Source organism: Devosia geojensis (assembly GCF_000969415.1).
Taxonomy (GTDB): domain Bacteria; phylum Pseudomonadota; class Alphaproteobacteria; order Rhizobiales; family Devosiaceae; genus Devosia; species Devosia geojensis.
This window is the reverse complement of record NZ_JZEX01000061.1, coordinates 97,411-113,299: the sequence shown is the minus strand read 5'-3', so window position 1 is coordinate 113,299 and position 15,889 is coordinate 97,411. Positions and strand designations below refer to the sequence as shown.

Here is a 15,889-nt window from a genome sequence, read left to right as displayed (position 1 = left end):
GATGGCGCTGCGGACGAAGCGATGGAACCCTCTTGTTCACATGAACGTTTTGTAACTTCGCTCGCTCTTAAATTTTCCGTTTTCGCGCCTATATAAGCATCCAGATCGGTCTCCATGCCGTTACGGATGGAGGCCGATATGTCTGCCCGCGCCATGCGGGGGAAATGAAAGGGGTGCGCCTATGGCCCAGTCCAATCTGCCCGTCCTCTCCTCGGACGGAGGCTTGAGCCGCTATCTTCAGGAAATCCGCAAGTTCCCGATGCTGGAACCGGACGAAGAATTCATGCTGGCCAAGCGTTACAAGGAACATGGGGATCCGGACGCCGCCCAGCGACTGATCACGTCCCACCTGCGGCTCGTGGCCAAGATCGCCATGGGCTATCGCGGGTATGGCCTGCCGATCTCGGAAGTCATTTCCGAGGGCAATGTGGGCCTCATGCACGCGGTCAAGCGTTTTGAACCGGACAAGGGTTTCCGCCTTGCTACTTACGCCATGTGGTGGATTCGCGCCGCCATCCAGGAATACGTTCTGCGCTCCTGGTCGCTGGTCAAGATCGGCACTACCGCCGCCCAGAAGCGGCTGTTCTTCAACCTGCGCAAGGTCAAAGGCCAGATCGCCGCGCTCGAGGATGGCTCGCTCCATCCCGACCAGATCAAGCAGATCGCCACGACCCTCAACGTCACCGAGGACGAGGTCGTTTCGATGAACTCGCGCCTCTCCGGGGACGCGTCGCTCAACTCGCCCATGCGCGCCGACGAAGGTTCGTCGGAGTGGCAGGACTGGCTGGTGGACGATACGCCCGATCAGGAGACGACTCTCGGCGAGAGCCAGGAGTTCGACGAGCGCATGGGCCTGCTGACCAACGCCCTCGACGTCCTCAACGAACGCGAGCGCGCCATCTTCCAGGCCCGCCGCCTGCAGGACAATCCGGCGACCCTCGAAGAGCTGGCCCAGCAATACGACGTCAGCCGCGAGCGCATCCGCCAGATCGAGGTGCGCGCGTTCGAAAAGGTCCAGGACGCAGTGCAGCACGCTGCGCGCGAACGGGCCGGCGAAGCGGCCTGACGTCCATTACGATCTCCAAAGCAGACTCGCCGTCCGGCACCCGCCGGGCGGCGATTTTCTTTTGCGCCCTCAGAACCGGCCCGGAGGCAGCGGCTGCGGATTGAGGCCCTGGCGCACCCAGGGATTGGTGAAGCCGGGCGGCAGGGGCTGTGGGTTAAGCCCTTGTTTCTCGATGCCGGGAGGCAGCGGTTGCGGGTTGAGGCTGACGGTCTCGCCCTTGCCGCCGACGATGATGATCGCCCTTTCGGAAAGGCCGGAACGCTGGCTAACTTCGTTCGCCTGCGCGCTGCCCGCGACGAGGCCACAGGCGAGCGTGAGGACGATGGCTGCGGATCTGCTGAACGACATTTTCGGAACCCCTCTCTTGTCGCCGGTCACGCCGGCTGGGTTCCTTGTCGCAGACCTCGGCTGAAACGGCGTTGAACGGGCCGTTCAGCCCGGCTTCAGGCGTCCGCCTGCAACGCCGAGATGAGCGTGCCCAGGTGCGACTTCTCGAGGATGAGGAGCCAGGGCGTGTCGCCCTTCGGCACGATCTCGACCTCGCGCTCAACCGCCTCGTTCGACGTGCCGATGAGTCCGCCCTGCTCCAGGTGCAGCCCGTCGAGCGGATAGAGGAGGCCCTTGGAAAAGAGGAAATCGATGGGCGCCAGCGGATAGATCGAGACGCGCTCGCCTGGCGTGACCGAGAAGCGGAAGGGACCGCTGAGGGCCAGTGCCACATCGTGCTCGTCGGCGAGGATGATCGCCCGCTCGCGCGCAAAGCGCGTCGCCGCGCTGATGGCCGAGAGCGTGTGGTCGAAGCGCTTGCCGGTCATGCCGAGCGCCACCGTCACCGGCGCGCGGGTGGAATAAAGGCATTTCTCGAAATCGGTGGTGATCTGCTCGGAAATGTGGAGGACGCGGGTGGGTTCGGGCCAGCCCTCGGGATCGGAGACCGAATCGAGGTCGCCGATGACGGCGTCCGGCACCAGGCCGGCGGCCATGATCGCGTCCGCCCCGCCATCGGCGCCGACGAGCCGCGCCCCCTCATGCGAGAGGGCTTGAAGCAGCGGCACCTCGACCGTGCCGCCTCCCACGATCACCAAGACGTCGTCAAAGACCAGCGGGGTCGAATCCAGGTTTGCATCTTGCACGGTGCAACAACTCTCTTTATGTGTTTGCGCGTCTCGCTGGGGTGTTCCGGTTGCAGCCGGAGCTGAGAGTTACCCATTGAACCTGAACCAGGTCATGCTGGCGGAGGAAGTTCGAGATGGCAAGGGCGCTCGCGCGCCCCACCATTTGACGCGCATTCCCCCTTCCCGTGTGGCCGCAACTGGAACGCGACAACGCGTTCCGCCACGAAAGGGATTGACCCATGGTCAACGTCACCCGTCTGGCGCTTGCGGTCCTTGCCGGGCTCGCCTCTACGGCGGCCCTCGCGCAGGACAAGCCCACCCTCACCATCTACACCTATGACGGCTTCGCCTCCGAATGGGGGCCGGGCGTGCCGCTGAAGGCCGGATTCGAAGAAACCTGCGGCTGCACTGTGAACTGGGTCGCCGCCGATTCCTCGATCGGAACGCTGCGCCGCGTGCAGCTCGAAGGGGAGACGACGCAGGCGGATATCATCGTCGGCCTCGACACAGCCGTTGCCGGAGAGGCGCGCGCCACCGGGCTCTTCGCCGACCACGGGCTGGCACTCGACAACCTCGCGCTGCCCAACGAGTGGACCGACGCGCAGTTCGTGCCCGTCGACTATTCGCACTTCGCCTTCATGCACGACACCGACATGATGCCGGAGCCGCCCAGATCCTTCGAGGAGCTGATCGCGCTGCCGGAAGACATCAAGATCGCCATCCAGGACCCGCGTTCGGCAACGCCCGGCCTTGGCCTCGTGCTCTGGGTCAAGGCCGCCTATGGCGACCGGGCGGCTGAGATCTGGGAGGGACTGCGCCCCCATATCCTCACCGTCACCCGCGAGTGGTCGGAAAGCTATTCGCTCTTCCTCGACGAGGAGGTCGACATGGTCCTCTCCTACACCACCTCGCCCGCCTACCACATCATCGAGGACGGCGACGAGACCATCAAGGCGGCGCTGTTCGAGGAGGGGCACTTCCCGCAGATCGAGGTCGCCGGGATCCTCAAATCCTCCGACCAGCAGGAGCTGGCGAGCCAGTTCCTCGCCTATCTCGCCTCACCCGACGGGCAGAAGGTGATCCCCACCACCAACTGGATGTTCCCGGTCGTCGATCTCGGCGACGAGCTCGATCCCGTGTTCGCCACGCTTCCGCAGCCGGAAAAGACCCTGACGCTGCCCGAAGAGGAGATCACCGCCAACTCGCGCGCCTGGATCGACGAGATGCTGGCGGCGGTGCAGTAACGACAAACGAGGTGCCGGGGCATTTCGCCCCGGCGACCCAACCATGAGCACCGCATCGATTTCCGCTCACCTGCCGCCCCGCCCCTGGCGGATACGCGCGGCTGTCCTTCTCGCCTGCGCCATCGGCCTGCTGATCGCGGCGGTGCTCGGCGCGATCCTCGCCGCGGCGGCGGGCGAGCCGACAGCGCCCATGCGCGCCGACATCTGGCACCTTCTGCGGATGACCAGCATCCAGGCGGGACTGACCACCATCCTCTCGCTCATCGTCGGCATCGCGCTCGCCTGGTGTCTCAATCGATTGCGCTTTCCCGGACGCGGGCTGGTGGTGGGCCTCTTCTCGGCCGCCATCGTCACCCCCGGCATCGTCGTCGCCTTCGGGCTGCTGTCGGTCTGGGGCCGAAACGGCTGGTTCAACCGGGCATCGGAAGCCCTCTTCGGCGCGCCGATCGGCAACATCGCCTTCGGTCTCGGCGGGATTCTATTCGCCCATGTGGTGCTTGACGCCGCGTTCGCCGCGCGCGTGCTGCTCGCAAGGCTCGACGCCATACCCGATGCACGCCTCAAGATCGGCCAGAGCCTGGGGCTGGGGCCCCTGCGGCGCTTCGCGCTCATCGACTGGCCGGCGATCGCCGGAACGATTCCCGGCTTGGCGGCGATCATCTTCCTCATCGCCTTCACCAGCTTCCCCATCGTGCTGCTGCTCGGCGGCGGGCCGGCCAACCAGACGCTGGAGGTCGCCATCTATGCCGCGGTACGGCAGGACTTCGACCTGCGCGGCGCGGTGCTGCTCGCCCTCGTCCAGATCGCCGCCTGCTCGCTGGTGATCCTTGCCGCCTCGGCGCTTCCCCCCGTTCCGACGGCGCTCGGCCCCTCGGCCGGGCAGCGCTGGCGCGATCGACCGGCAGCCCAGGCGATCCAGTGGCTGCTGCTGGCCATCTGCCTCGTAGCATTCGTCGCCCCGCTGCTCGCGGTGCTGGCGGACGGGCTGGCGGCGGGCTTCGGCGTTCTGGGCCAGCCGACCTTCTGGCGATCGGCTGCGACGAGCCTGACCATCGGCTCGGGCTCGGCGCTGCTTAGCGTCACCCTCGCCATCGCCCTCGGCATGGGGCGGGCGGCGACGGACATCCCATTGCTGCGCACCACCCTCGGCCTGCCGGTTTTCGCTTACCTCGCAGTGCCGGCAGTGGTGCTCTCCTTCGGCTTCTTCCTGCTGGTGCGTAACGCCGGGATCGCACCGGGTACGGCGGCGCCTTTCGTCGTCGTGGTGGCGAACGCGCTCCTTTCCCTTCCGTTCGTCGCGGCAACGCTCGGCCCCCCGCTCGATGCCATCGCGCGCACCCGCGGCAAGCTCATCCGTTCGCTGGGACTCTCGGGTTCGCGCCAGTTCCGCGCCATCGAGTACCCGCTCCTCGGGCGTGATCTCGGTGTCGCGCTGGCGCTCGCCTTCTGCTTCTCGCTGGGCGACCTCGGCGTCATCGCGCTCTTCGGCACCCAGGATTTCTCCACCCTGCCGCTGATGATGTATGCCGCGCTCGGCTCCTATCGCTCCAATGACGCCGCGGCCATCGCCGCCATCCTCCTCGTCCTCGTCACCGTGGCATTCGTCGGCCTGCCGCGGCTGCTGGAAAGACTTGCCCATGCTCGTGCTTGACCGCCTGACCTACGCCCATCCCGGACAGGCCAGCCCCTATGCCTTCTCGATGGAAGCCGCACCCGGCCAGATCACCGCGATCTCGGGCCCGTCGGGCTCGGGCAAGTCGACGCTGCTCGATCTCGTCGCCGGCTTCCTCGCGCCGACCTCCGGCAGCCTCACGCTCGACGGGCGGAACCTCGTGCCGCTGCCGCCCGAGGAACGTCCTGTTTCCCTGCTCCTGCAGTCGGAAAGCCTCTTCGAGCATCTCTCGGCCGAACGCAATGTGGGCCTCGGGCTGCCGCCTGGTGCCCCGGATGCAGCCGGCCGCATCGCCCAGGCCCTCGCCGAGGCGGGCCTCAAGGACATCGGCCGGCAGCGCGCCTCGACCCTTTCCGGCGGGCAGAAGCAGCGCGTGGCGCTGGCCCGAACGTTGCTGCGCGACCGCAAGGTGCTGCTGCTCGACGAGCCCTTCTCCGCCCTCGACGACCACACCAGAACGGTCATCCGCGCGCTGGTGCGCGAGCTGACCGAGCGGCATGGATGGATCACCATCCTCGTCAGCCACTATCGCGACGACGTCGAGGCGCTGGCGAGCCGGCAATACAGGATCGTCGGCGGAAAGCTGGAGATGGCCTAGGTTGTGTGGACATTTAGGTGATGGCGGCCTGCAAAGGGCGGTTTTCTGCGCTTCCGGTGCTCACGTACCCCAACGTACGCTGCGCGCCGGTTCTCAAAAACCACCCTTTTCGGCTCACCCTGACCTAACTGTCCACACAACCTAATCCTCCAAGCAGCACGAGGCGTTCCCTTGTCAGGCTCAGTCGTCATCGCCCGCTTCATGCGGGCGTCTGTCGGAGGGAAGATCCCTACGCGCCGCCGACGCGACGCAGCTGGATCGCCCGCTTGAAGCGGGCGATGACGCCGGAGAAACTGGTGCTTGCACACCAGGACCGTTCCCGTTCCATCGGATAGCGCGGGATCTAGTTCCCCGCCGAGTCCCACTCGGCGAGAACTTCGGTGAAGAGGCTCTCGGCCTCGTCGTCCTTCTCGAGGGTGATGATCGCGCGCTTGCCCGTGGCGTAGATGACAGCCAGGTCCATCCATTTGCGCGAGCCCAGCAGGCTGCGATTGGTGACCGCGTCCTGCTCGGAGGCGCTCAAGGCGAAGAGGAACGAGTTGCCGACGACACGCGCCGAGGCGCCGACGAGCTGCTGGCCCTGCGCCAGTTCCTCGTTCTTGAGCAGCACGCCGGGCAGGCTCGAGATGCCGCCGCCCGCGAAGGTATCGGCGACGTCGAAGTCGATCTCCATCAGGTGGCTGGCGGGCAGGCTCGGGTCCGCATTGCGGCGGATGGTGACCTCGACGCCGAGGTTCCGGGCGGGAATGTTGGCCTGGGCGATCAGCGTCGGCATGCCGACCTCGTCGACGCCGCGGCTCCATTCCACCGTTCCCGAGAACGGCACGGCGCCGGTGCGCCCGTCATCGGACGCCTCCAGCAGCAACGACTGGCTGCCGGCAAGCACCGCCGGATCGACGGAAGCGGACGGATCGTCGGCAAGCGCCACGTCGCCATCGGAACTCGGCAGCCGCTCGTCGGCAAGCGGGTCCTCGGCGGCAGGACCTTCTTCGTCCGCCGAGGGAACCTCGGGTTCCGGCGTCGGCTCGAGCCTGTCCTCGTTGACGATCCCCTGCAGCGCCGTTGCCGGCTCGGCCGCGGCCGTTTCGGTCGCCGTATTGCCGGGGCCTGTGAGCTCGGGCGCGGGCTGGGCCGGATCGTTGCCGGCCGTCGGGCCTCCATCGGCCGGCGACGGCTGCTCGGCGGGCTGGGCCTGCGCCGTCGCGGTGCTGCGGCCGAACATCTGGTCGAGATCGATATATCCCTCGCGCCACGCCCAATACCCGCCGCCACCGGCGCCGGCGAGAAGCAAGGCGAAAACGACGAGAAAAATGGTCAGCCCGCTGCTGGCCCGCCCTTCGACAGCCGGCTCGAAATCGGCATCCTCGCGGTCGGCGGCAAGATCGCTCCGCTCGCGGCGCGTCTCGGCGGCCGGCTCGCTGGCGGCGGCCGCCTCGGGTTCCGGCAGGGCCTCGCCACGCGCGGCCCGATCGAGCGTCTCGATGGCGCGCGAAATGGCGCCCTCCGCCTCGCGGGTCTCGCTGTTGTCGGCCGGCTCGACCTCGACTTCCCGAACGCTGGAAAGCGCCGCCTCGACCGGCTGGTCCTCGACGACCACCAGCGGCTCGAAATCGGGCGCGGACTTGCGGGCCGCAGCCTGCCCGCCCATCGTCGTCTCGACCCGCCCGCTCGCCGCGGCTGGCGTATCGCCGGCAATGGCGGCGATGCGGAAGGGCTCGCTTCGCGTCTCGACCGCCGGTGCGCGCGGCGCCGGGTCCGGCGCGGGCTCAGCCTTGCGGTTGGACGTGAAGAGACGTAGGCCGGGCCGGGCCGGCAGCGGCTCCTCTGCCGGTTTTCCGGGCTTCTCGTTCTTTTCGGGTTCTTCGGTCCCGACCGGCTCTTCGGCCTCGGGCGGCTCGCCTACCGGCGGCGGCTCCAGCTTGCGGGAGTCCAGCTCGACGACCTTCGATTCCGGCAGAGGCTCTGCCTCGGCCTCGGCGGGCTGATCAGGCTCCTCCGCCTGCGGGGCGGTGTCCGCCTCGGCGGCCGCAATGATATCCTCGATCGATTGCCCCGCGGCTGCCTCGTCCTCGGCTGCAGCGGAAGGCGGAGGTTCGGCGGCAATCGGAGGCTCGGCCTTCGCGGGCGGCTCGGTCTCGACAGGCGGTTCTTCCTCGACGACAGGCTCGGGCGCCTGCGCGACCGGTTGCGGCTCCTCGACGGGCGGCGGTGGTGGAGCGGGACGGGACGGAGCGATGGGCGAGGTGTCGAGCCGGCGCATCGCGGGCTGCTGGGCGCGGCCGAGCTTGATGACGGCTTCGCTCGCCTCCTGCTCGACCTCGCGGATGCAATCTTCGAGCTGCAGGCGGTGCTGGGTGATTTCGCGGGCCGGGAGCGGCGGAGTGATGGCGCGCAACTGGCCGACAAGGGCCGTACGCGCCTTCTCGTACACGGCACGGCGCGCAGCCCCGTTGTTCTCCGGCAGGGCGCCGATCGCCCTGCGCAACAGCTCTCTGTAATCCGCCATCGGCTACTTGGTACTCACAATTGCCGCCAACTTGTAAACAAAAAAAATCAGTCTTGGAACGGGTCATGCACCAGTATGGTGTCGAGCCTTTCCGGGCTTGTGGACAGCATAGCGACCGGCGCGCCGATCAGCTCTTCGATATATCGCACATATTTGACCGCCTGGGCCGGCAATTCTGCCCAGCTGCGCGCGCCGGCGGTCGTCTCGGACCAGCCCTCAAGCGTTTCATAGATCGGCTTAACGCGCGCTTGTGCCCCCATTGAGGCAGGCAAATAATCTATGCGTGAGCCATCGAGCTCGTAACCGACGCACACCTTGATCTCCTCGAGCCCGTCGAGCACGTCGAGCTTGGTGAGCGCGATGCCGGTGATGCCCGAGGTCTTGACCGTCTGGCGCACCAGCACCGCATCGAACCAACCGCAGCGGCGCTTGCGGCCGGTGACGGTGCCGAACTCGTTGCCGCGCGTGCCGAGGTAATTGCCGGTCACGCCAAAATCTTCGGTGGGGAACGGCCCCTCGCCGACGCGGGTGGTATAGGCCTTGGTGATGCCCAGCACGTAGCCGATGGCCGTGGGCCCGAGGCCCGAGCCCGCGGCGGCTTGGCCGGCGGCCGTGTTGGACGAGGTGACGAACGGATAGGTGCCGTGGTCGACGTCGAGCAGCGCTCCCTGCGCGCCCTCGAAGAGGATGCGCGCGCCGGACCGGCGCTTATCGTCGAGCAATTCCCACACCCGGTCGACATAGGGCAGGATCTTGTCGGCGACGTCCGAAAGCTCGGTGTGCAGCGCCTCGACCGAGAGCTCCTCGAGCCCCATGCCGCGGCGCAGCGCATTGTGGTGCGAGAGCAGCCGCTCGATCTTGGCCATCAGCGTGTCGGGTTCGGCCAGGTCCACGACGCGGATCGCCCGGCGGCCGACCTTGTCCTCGTAAGCCGGGCCGATGCCGCGCTTGGTGGTGCCGATCTTGAGACCGGAATTGGCGTTCTCGCGGATGGCGTCAAGCTCGCGGTGGAGCGAGAGGATCAAGGGCGCGTTCTCGGCGATGCGCAGCACCTCGGGGGTGATCCTGACGCCCTGGCCGGCGAGCTTTTCCACCTCGGAGACGAAATGGTGCGGATCGACGACGACGCCGTTGCCGATGACCGAAAGCTTGCCGCGCACGACTCCCGAGGGCAGCAGCGAGAGCTTATAGCTCTCCCCGTCGATGACGAGGGTGTGGCCGGCGTTGTGCCCGCCCTGGTAGCGCACCACGACATCGGCGCGCTCGGAGAGCCAGTCGACGATCTTGCCCTTGCCCTCGTCACCCCACTGCGAGCCGACGACAACCACGTTTGCCATAGACGATTCCTTGAAAGTTCGGGCACACGGCACCGGGCAAGGCGACGGCCCGCTGCGGCCCGGCTGTGGTGTTTAAGATCCCCTCGACCGATGCGGCGGTTTGCCGGAAGCCGAATTGCTGATAAGTGCAAGCGTTCCTTACATCACCCCTTTCGCTCGACGCAAACTCTTCGGCGCAAAAGTGTGGAACACTTCGCGCCACCCGCCCGGAACGACGATGACGCAGCTGCCCGCCCACAGGCCAGGCCTTGCCGCCTGGCTCTTCGACAGGCCCATTCTCATTTTGACGCTGACCACGGCCTTCTGGGGCGGGAACGTGGTGGCGGGCAAGCTCGCCATCGGCCATATCGACCCCTATGCCCTGACGATCCTGCGCTGGATCGGCGCGCTGCTGCTGGTGCTGCCCTTCGCGCTCGGACAGTTGCGGCGCGATGCCGCGGTGTTCGTCAAGAGCCTGCCGTTGCTCCTCGTCTACGGGGCCGTGGGATATACGACCTTCAACGTTCTGCTTTACGTCTCGGTCTACTTCACTTCGGGAGTGAACGCCTCGATCGAGCAGGTGGCGGTCAACATCTTCGTCATGCTCGGCAACTTCATCATCTTCCGAGTGCGGGTCAGGGCGCTGCAGTTGCTCGGCGTCGCCCTGACCATCGCCGGCGTCGCCATCACGGCAACGCACGGGGAGCTGACGCGGCTGCTGGAGCTCGACGTCAATTTCGGCGACGCACTGGTGATTCTCGCCTGCGTTGCCTATGCGGGCTACTCGCTGGCGCTGCGCTACCGCCCGCCCATGGGCTGGATGAGCTTCCTCGTCGGCACGTTCCTCGGAGCGATCCTCGCCGGCTTCGCCTACCAGGCAACGCTCGGCGGTGGGCTCGGCCAGTTCGCCGCGGCCCTGCCGCATATCACGCCGCAGGGCTGGATCATCGTCGTCTACGTCCTCGTCTTCCCTTCGGTCTTCTCGCAGATGCTCTACGTGCGCGGCGTCGAGCTCATCGGGCCGAACCGGGCGAGCCTCTTCATCAACCTCATCCCGCTGTTCGGAACGCTTGGATCGGTTGTGGTGCTGGGCGAGCGTTTCGAGCTCTTCCACCTCGTTGCCGGCACGCTCATCGTCGCCGGCATCGTGCTCGCCGAATGGACGGCAAGGCGCCAGCACAATTGGGTTTCGGCCCAACGGAAATAGGCGTAAAGTCCGCGACCGCGGCTTGAGAGGCCATTCAAGCAAACCACGTCAATTGACTTGCGGCGAGCTAGTCCCTCCGAGGTATGCTCTTGGTAAAAGATTCTGACAGCAAAAGAAAATCTGTTCCCGCGAGCGGGCGCGAGGCGCGCGCGACGCTCAACAGAATTGCCTTGATTGCGCTGCTGGCCGTGGGGCTGGGCTTTGTCATGCAGGCCCTGGTGATCCTCGCCAGGCTGCTCGGCGGCGGGGCGTTCCCAGGCGTCACGCTCCTCGCCGACCTGGCGCAGACCGTGACCTGGTCCGTGATCGTCTGCGCGGGCGTCGCCGTCGGCGTGTCGGTGAGCAAAGCGCGCAAGGCCCTCGCCGGGCTGATGGGGCTGCTGTTCGCGCCGCTGGCGCTGGCACTCGCCAAGGCGAGCCAAAGGGCGATGCTCGCCGTTATCGGCGTCCTCGAGCAGCCGGCGGCGCTGTCGCTCGCGACAGTCGGTGTCGTGCGCGCTTTCGAATACGGACTGCTCGCTTGGCTGCTGGCGATCCTCACCGAAAAGGAGGTCGTGCGGCCCGGTCCCTATATCGGCACGGGCGCCGCCATCGGCATCAGCTTCGGCTCCATCCTTTTCTGGCTGACCTGGCAGGCCAGCCTGGCCGAGGGCGCGCAGCTCGCTCTGCCCCAGATCCTCGGAATGATCGTCAACGAGATCGGCGCCCCGGCCGGCTGCGCGCTGCTCATCTATATCGGCCAGCTCGCCGGCCACAGCTTCTCGATCTACAAGAAGCACCAGCCGGTCACGTCAACCGCGGGGCCGCAACCTCCGGCTGGAGCGTAGGGTATAGAGATTAGGCTAGGCGATCTGGAGGTGACGGGACGGCGGCGGAACCGGGCGGCCAAGGTCTTTGGCGGCCTCGATCCACGCCGCGATAGCTTCCTGCACGTCCCGAATGGCTTCTTCCGGAGTCGTGCCGTCGCCCATGCAGCCGGGCAGATCGGGCACGGTCGCGGCAAAACCGCCGCCTTCTTCTGCGGTCAGCGGCGTGATGATCACCGGATACTCAAGTCGGGTCACGTCTCTCACCCCAGTGCTGTAACGAAGGCTACGAGCTTTCGAATATATACTGGCTTGATCGGGCGTTTGAAAGGGATCGTCAGAATCTCGGGCCTTGCGGGATGATAGACCTTGTAATGTGAACCGCCTCCTCGAGGCGGTTCACACGTGATCCCATGCTCCTTGCAGAGTGCGACCACATCCCGGATCGACCAATCGCCCCGAGGGTGCTGCCGCATCTGCTCCAAGCGCTTCGACATGATGGATCGAAGCGAGATTACATATTGAACTTCAATGCTTTGGCCTGCTTGACGCCCTCCAGCGCCGCGATGCGGCCGAGCTGTTCTTCGGTGAGCTCCCCGTCGATGGAAACGAGTGCGATGGCGTCGCCTCCGACGTCCATGCGGCCGAGGTTGAAGTTGGCGATGTTGATGCCGAGGTCGCCGAGAAGCGTGCCGAGGCGCCCGATATGGCCGGGCTTGTCCTCGTTGGTCACGTAGAGCATGGAGGGCGTCAATTCCGCCTCCATGTTGATGCCCTTGACCTGGATGATGCGCGGCTTGCCGTTGGCGAAGATCGTGCCGGCGACGCCCCGTTCCTGCCGCTCGGTGATGACGGTCAGGCGGATATAGTTCTCGTAGGCGCCCTGCTGCTCGCGAGTGACGGTCTCGACCTGCATGCCGCGGTCCTTGGCGATCTGCGGGGCCGAGACCATGTTGACGTCGGCGAGCAGCGGCTTCATCACGCCGGTCAGCGCCGCCGCGACCATCGGGCGCGTATTCATGTCAGCAACCGCACCTTCGAATTCGATGCGGACGCCCTGGATCGAGGTTTCCGTCAGCTGACCGGCGAAGGACCCGAGCATTTCGGCGAGCCGGATGAACGGGGTGAGCCGCGGCGCCTCCTCGGCGGTGATCGAAGGGAAGTTCAAGGCGTTGGAGATCTCGCCGGTCATCAGGTAGGCCGAGATCTGCTCGGCCACCTGCAGGGCGACATTCTCCTGCGCCTCCGTCGTCGATGCGCCCAGATGCGGCGTGCAGATGACGTTGGGCAGATCGAACAGCGGATTGGCCGTCGCCGGCTCCTCGAGGAAGACGTCGAGCGCCGCGCCCGCGACCTGACCCGATTTCAACGCGTCGGTGAGAGCGGCTTCATCGATCAACCCGCCGCGCGCGCAGTTGATGATGCGCACGCCCTTCTTGGTCTTGGCGATGGCCTCAGCCGAGAGCACGTTGCGGGTCTGCTCGGTCAGCGGCGTATGCAGCGTGATGAAATCGGCCCGCGCCAGGAGATCGTCGAGCTCGACCTTCTCGACACCAATCTCGACAGCGCGCTCGGGCGACAGGAACGGATCGAAAGCGAGGACCTTCATCTTGAGGCCTTGCGCGCGGTCGGCGACGATGGTGCCGATATTGCCGCAGCCGATGATGCCGAGGACCTTGTTGGTGACCTCGACGCCCATGAAGCGGTTCTTCTCCCACTTGCCGGCGCGGGTCGAGGCGTCGGCCTCCGGGATCTGCCGGGCGAGCGAAAGCATCATGGAGATGGCATGCTCGGCCGTGGTGATCGAGTTGCCGAAGGGCGTGTTCATCACGATGATGCCCTTCTTGGTGGCGGCGGGAATATCGACGTTGTCGACGCCGATGCCGGCCCGCCCGATGACCTTGAGGTTGGTCGCAGCGGCAATGACCTTCTCGGTCACCTTGGTCGCCGAGCGGATGGCAAGGCCGTCATACCGGCCGATGATTTCCGCCAGCTTTTCCTTGTCCTTGCCGACATCGGGAAGATAGTCCACCTCGACGCCGTTGGCCTTGAAAATCTCGATCGCCGCCGGGCTGATCTTGTCCGATACGAGTACCTTGGGCATATCCCTGTTCCTTGTTCGATGCGGGCCGCGGCCCTCAAAAATGTCTGTCAAATGACCGGCCGCTCCGAGCGCCCGGGAAACTGTTGTGTCTATCCGCCCAGCGACATCGGCTTTTGCCCCGGCCCGCTCAATCCGAACCGCCTGCGCACGAAGTCGAGCCACAGGCCATAGGGCCGCCCCAGGACCAGCATCAGCGCCGCAAATCCAATGGTTCCAGTCACGATGCCCATGCCCCTTGCCCCGCTGGCAAAGATGATGAGCACATAAACCGGCACCTGGAAGCTGAGCAGCGCGATGGAGTCCATGAGAAGGGTGGCGGTCGGCGTGGAGGGTTTGGTCGTGTTCAGAAACCAGTCCCGCCAGTAGCCATAAGGCCGGGCCGTCAGCACCATGAGCACCGCGCCGATCGAACGGGAGGTGGCCACTTCGGGCCAGCTCATCCCGGCGATGAACCGCTCGTTGAGCCCGCTCACCACCGTAAAGAAGATGACCAGCGCCAGCGTGTCGGCAGCAAAGCTGCGGAGACGTTGGTTTGCCATCTCGCCATCTCCCGCCTGGGCTTCTCCTTAGGCCAGCGCCGCTTTCTTTTCCTCGGCAAATGCCCAATCGAGCCACGGCACGAGCTTTTCGAGATCGGCCGTTTCCACCGTCGAGCCGCACCAGACGCGAAAGCCTGTTGGCGCATCGCGATAGCCGCCGATGTCGTAGCCCACGCCTTCCTTGTCCAGCCGCGAAACCACGGCCTTGGCAAGCTTGGCCTGCGCTTCGTCGGAGAGCGCTGTCACCTCGGGATCGACGATCTTGAGGCACACCGAAGTGTTGGACCGCACGGCAGGATCGAGCGCGAGGAAATCGGCCCAATCGGAGGTCGCCACCCAATCGGCGATCACCTTGGCATTGGCGTCCGCCCGCGCCTGCAGCCCCTTGAGGCCACCGGCCCTGAGGCCCCATTCCATGGCGTCGATCGCGTCCTCGACGCAGAGCATCGAGACGGTGTTGATCGTCGCGCCCTCGAAGATGTCCGCCATGAGCTTGCCGCCCTTGGTGAGGCGGAAGATCTTGGGCAGCGGGCGATCGGGCTTGTAGGTTTCGATCCGCTCGACCGCTCGGGGCGAGAGGATGAGGATGCCGTGGGCGGCTTCGCCCCCGAGCGCCTTCTGCCAGGAGAAGGTGACGACGTCGAGCTTCCCAAAATCGAGGTTCTGCGCGAAGGCCGCCGAGGTCGCATCGCAGATGGTCAGCCCTTGACGATCGGCCGGGATCCAGTCGCCATTGGGCACGCGCACGCCCGAGGTGGTGCCGTTCCAGGTGAAGACCACATCGCGGCTGAAATCGACCTGAGTGAGGTCCGGCAGCTCGCCATAGGGCGCCTTGAGGATGCGCACGTCCTGAAGCTTTAATTGCTTGGTGACGTCCGTCACCCAGCCCTCGCCGAACGATTCCCAGGCGAGCATGTCGACGCCGCGGGCGCCCAGCGCCGACCACAGGAACATCTCGACCGCGCCCGTATCCGAGGCCGGAACGATGCCGATAAGGTAATCCTGCGGGACTTCCAGCAGCTCGCGGGTCAGGTCGATGGCGCGCTGGATGCGCGCCTTGCCCGGCTTGGAGCGGTGCGAACGTCCGACAAGCGCGTTGGCGAGCGCTTCAACCGTCCAACCAGGACGCTTGGCGCACGGACCCGACGAAAAATTGGGATTGGCCGGTTTCACCGCCGGCGCGGTCATATGGTCAGTCATGAGCGACCCTCCCAGGTCGATTGTCTCGCGTTAGGGCGAGATGTCCTGAGGCCGCAAATACTCCCGCGCCGGCTTGGCGTCAATCGTCCTTTAGGGGCACTCCTGCAACTTCCATCAAAGGTTGGGAGATTTTCCAATCATGTCGTGTTGAAGTCGCCAAACTTCGGGCTTTCTCAGATTCCAACAAGGGAAGCGCGGGGCCGGTTGCGTTGGACATTCAACTGACCGATCTACTCCCTTGGAGGCGCAGGCTGTTCCGGAACTCAATTGAATCCTGGCACACATAACGATATCCGTAGCCAGTGACCGTAATGGGGCCGGAAGCTGTCAGTCAGCTTTTGGCCTAGTACCAACGATTCCGGCCGTCAATTGTCAGTCCTCGCTGCGCATTGCCGGGAACCGCCATACCCCCGACGACTCATCTCAGTCGCGACCGCACGTACATGAACCCTTCGCATCCGGTCAGCCTGCCTTTACTAAGAGTACTCTGGATAATTAGCACTGCTGGTAGGTTCG

Annotated in this window: 15 protein-coding genes and 1 riboswitch; of the genes, 6 read left to right on the top strand and 9 right to left on the bottom strand. The window is 65.7% G+C overall.

The features are described from left to right. Positions 1–181 precede the first annotated feature (181 nt). Positions 182–1,066 (top strand): RNA polymerase sigma factor RpoH, encoded by an 885-nt coding sequence (rpoH, locus tag VE25_RS06540; protein ID WP_046107786.1) that lies wholly within the window; start codon positions 182–184, stop codon positions 1,064–1,066. Between the two features lie 69 nt (positions 1,067–1,135). Here rpoH and VE25_RS06535 read toward each other — a convergent pair whose 3' ends face one another. Together VE25_RS06535 and VE25_RS06530 are read right to left on the bottom strand one after the other, a co-directional pair. Next, the gene (locus VE25_RS06535; protein WP_046107785.1) at positions 1,136–1,414 is read right to left on the bottom strand and encodes a hypothetical protein; all 279 of its coding nucleotides are present in this window, start codon (positions 1,412–1,414) and stop codon (positions 1,136–1,138) included. 95 nt (positions 1,415–1,509) lie between these two features. After that, positions 1,510–2,199, bottom strand: a complete 690-nt coding sequence (locus VE25_RS06530) for a thiamine diphosphokinase (protein ID WP_052731775.1) — start codon at positions 2,197–2,199, stop codon at positions 1,510–1,512. A gap of 27 nt (positions 2,200–2,226) precedes the next feature. Continuing rightward, positions 2,227–2,325: riboswitch (TPP riboswitch) on the top strand. Between the two features lie 95 nt (positions 2,326–2,420). Here VE25_RS06530 and thiB point away from each other — a divergent pair. The 3 genes from thiB to VE25_RS06515 are packed head-to-tail and all read left to right on the top strand — an operon-like array spanning position 2,421 to position 5,695. Beyond that, positions 2,421–3,425 (top strand): thiamine ABC transporter substrate binding subunit, encoded by a 1,005-nt coding sequence (gene thiB, locus VE25_RS06525; RefSeq protein ID WP_046107784.1) that lies wholly within the window; start codon positions 2,421–2,423, stop codon positions 3,423–3,425. Between the two features lie 43 nt (positions 3,426–3,468). Then, positions 3,469–5,076 (top strand): ABC transporter permease family protein, encoded by a 1,608-nt coding sequence (locus tag VE25_RS22925; protein WP_052731774.1) that lies wholly within the window; start codon positions 3,469–3,471, stop codon positions 5,074–5,076. Continuing rightward, complete coding sequence (locus VE25_RS06515; protein ID WP_046107783.1) at positions 5,063–5,695, top strand: ATP-binding cassette domain-containing protein; 633 nt, start codon at positions 5,063–5,065, stop codon at positions 5,693–5,695. Before VE25_RS22925 ends, VE25_RS06515 begins: the two co-directional genes overlap by 14 nt. A gap of 343 nt (positions 5,696–6,038) precedes the next feature. Here VE25_RS06515 and VE25_RS06510 read toward each other — a convergent pair whose 3' ends face one another. Next, complete coding sequence (locus VE25_RS06510) at positions 6,039–8,201, bottom strand: hypothetical protein (RefSeq protein ID WP_152664529.1); 2,163 nt, start codon at positions 8,199–8,201, stop codon at positions 6,039–6,041. 47 nt (positions 8,202–8,248) lie between these two features. Beyond that, complete coding sequence (locus VE25_RS06505) at positions 8,249–9,538, bottom strand: adenylosuccinate synthase (protein WP_046107781.1); 1,290 nt, start codon at positions 9,536–9,538, stop codon at positions 8,249–8,251. 217 nt (positions 9,539–9,755) lie between these two features. Here VE25_RS06505 and VE25_RS06500 point away from each other — a divergent pair, with 217 nt between their 5' ends. Both VE25_RS06500 and VE25_RS06495 read left to right on the top strand, forming a co-directional pair. Beyond that, complete coding sequence (locus VE25_RS06500) at positions 9,756–10,724, top strand: DMT family transporter (RefSeq protein ID WP_052731773.1); 969 nt, start codon at positions 9,756–9,758, stop codon at positions 10,722–10,724. Between the two features lie 170 nt (positions 10,725–10,894). Further along, on the top strand, positions 10,895–11,551 hold the full coding sequence (locus VE25_RS06495; RefSeq protein WP_046107780.1) for a hypothetical protein: 657 nt from the start codon (positions 10,895–10,897) through the stop codon (positions 11,549–11,551). A 15-nt stretch (positions 11,552–11,566) separates the two neighbouring features. Here the strand turns inward: VE25_RS06495 and VE25_RS06490 are convergent, their stop codons facing one another. From VE25_RS06490 to VE25_RS06475, 5 genes are all read right to left on the bottom strand, one after another. Then, positions 11,567–11,788: a type II toxin-antitoxin system HicB family antitoxin gene (locus VE25_RS06490; RefSeq protein WP_052731772.1), complete on the bottom strand. Its 222-nt coding sequence runs from the start codon at positions 11,786–11,788 to the stop codon at positions 11,567–11,569. Between the two features lie 5 nt (positions 11,789–11,793). Further along, positions 11,794–12,006 (bottom strand): type II toxin-antitoxin system HicA family toxin, encoded by a 213-nt coding sequence (locus tag VE25_RS22235; RefSeq protein WP_244466877.1) that lies wholly within the window; start codon positions 12,004–12,006, stop codon positions 11,794–11,796. 38 nt (positions 12,007–12,044) lie between these two features. Next, positions 12,045–13,634, bottom strand: coding sequence for a phosphoglycerate dehydrogenase (gene serA, locus VE25_RS06485; protein WP_046107778.1), 1,590 nt, complete (start codon positions 13,632–13,634; stop codon positions 12,045–12,047). Between the two features lie 89 nt (positions 13,635–13,723). Then, positions 13,724–14,173, bottom strand: a complete 450-nt coding sequence (gene alaE / locus VE25_RS06480) for an L-alanine exporter AlaE (protein ID WP_046107777.1) — start codon at positions 14,171–14,173, stop codon at positions 13,724–13,726. Between the two features lie 27 nt (positions 14,174–14,200). Next, complete coding sequence (locus tag VE25_RS06475) at positions 14,201–15,373, bottom strand: phosphoserine transaminase (protein WP_046107776.1); 1,173 nt, start codon at positions 15,371–15,373, stop codon at positions 14,201–14,203. Between the last annotated feature and the right edge of the window lie 516 nt (positions 15,374–15,889).

What these genes read in the sequence shown, in the direction of transcription:
- VE25_RS06505 (WP_046107781.1), bottom strand. Translation starts at nt 9,538, where the DNA reads ATGGCAAACGTGGTTGTCGTCGGCTCGCAGTGGGGTGACGAGGGCAAG.
- VE25_RS06500 (WP_052731773.1), top strand. Translation starts at nt 9,756, where the DNA reads ATGACGCAGCTGCCCGCCCACAGGCCAGGCCTTGCCGCCTGGCTCTTC.
- alaE (WP_046107777.1), bottom strand. Translation starts at nt 14,173, where the DNA reads ATGGCAAACCAACGTCTCCGCAGCTTTGCTGCCGACACGCTGGCGCTG.
- thiB (WP_046107784.1), top strand. Translation starts at nt 2,421, where the DNA reads ATGGTCAACGTCACCCGTCTGGCGCTTGCGGTCCTTGCCGGGCTCGCC.
- serA (WP_046107778.1), bottom strand. Translation starts at nt 13,634, where the DNA reads ATGCCCAAGGTACTCGTATCGGACAAGATCAGCCCGGCGGCGATCGAG.
- VE25_RS22925 (WP_052731774.1), top strand. Translation starts at nt 3,469, where the DNA reads ATGAGCACCGCATCGATTTCCGCTCACCTGCCGCCCCGCCCCTGGCGG.
- VE25_RS06535 (WP_046107785.1), bottom strand. Translation starts at nt 1,414, where the DNA reads ATGTCGTTCAGCAGATCCGCAGCCATCGTCCTCACGCTCGCCTGTGGC.
- rpoH (WP_046107786.1), top strand. Translation starts at nt 182, where the DNA reads ATGGCCCAGTCCAATCTGCCCGTCCTCTCCTCGGACGGAGGCTTGAGC.
- VE25_RS06515 (WP_046107783.1), top strand. Translation starts at nt 5,063, where the DNA reads ATGCTCGTGCTTGACCGCCTGACCTACGCCCATCCCGGACAGGCCAGC.
- VE25_RS06510 (WP_152664529.1), bottom strand. Translation starts at nt 8,201, where the DNA reads ATGGCGGATTACAGAGAGCTGTTGCGCAGGGCGATCGGCGCCCTGCCG.
- VE25_RS22235 (WP_244466877.1), bottom strand. Translation starts at nt 12,006, where the DNA reads ATGCGGCAGCACCCTCGGGGCGATTGGTCGATCCGGGATGTGGTCGCA.
- VE25_RS06475 (WP_046107776.1), bottom strand. Translation starts at nt 15,373, where the DNA reads ATGACTGACCATATGACCGCGCCGGCGGTGAAACCGGCCAATCCCAAT.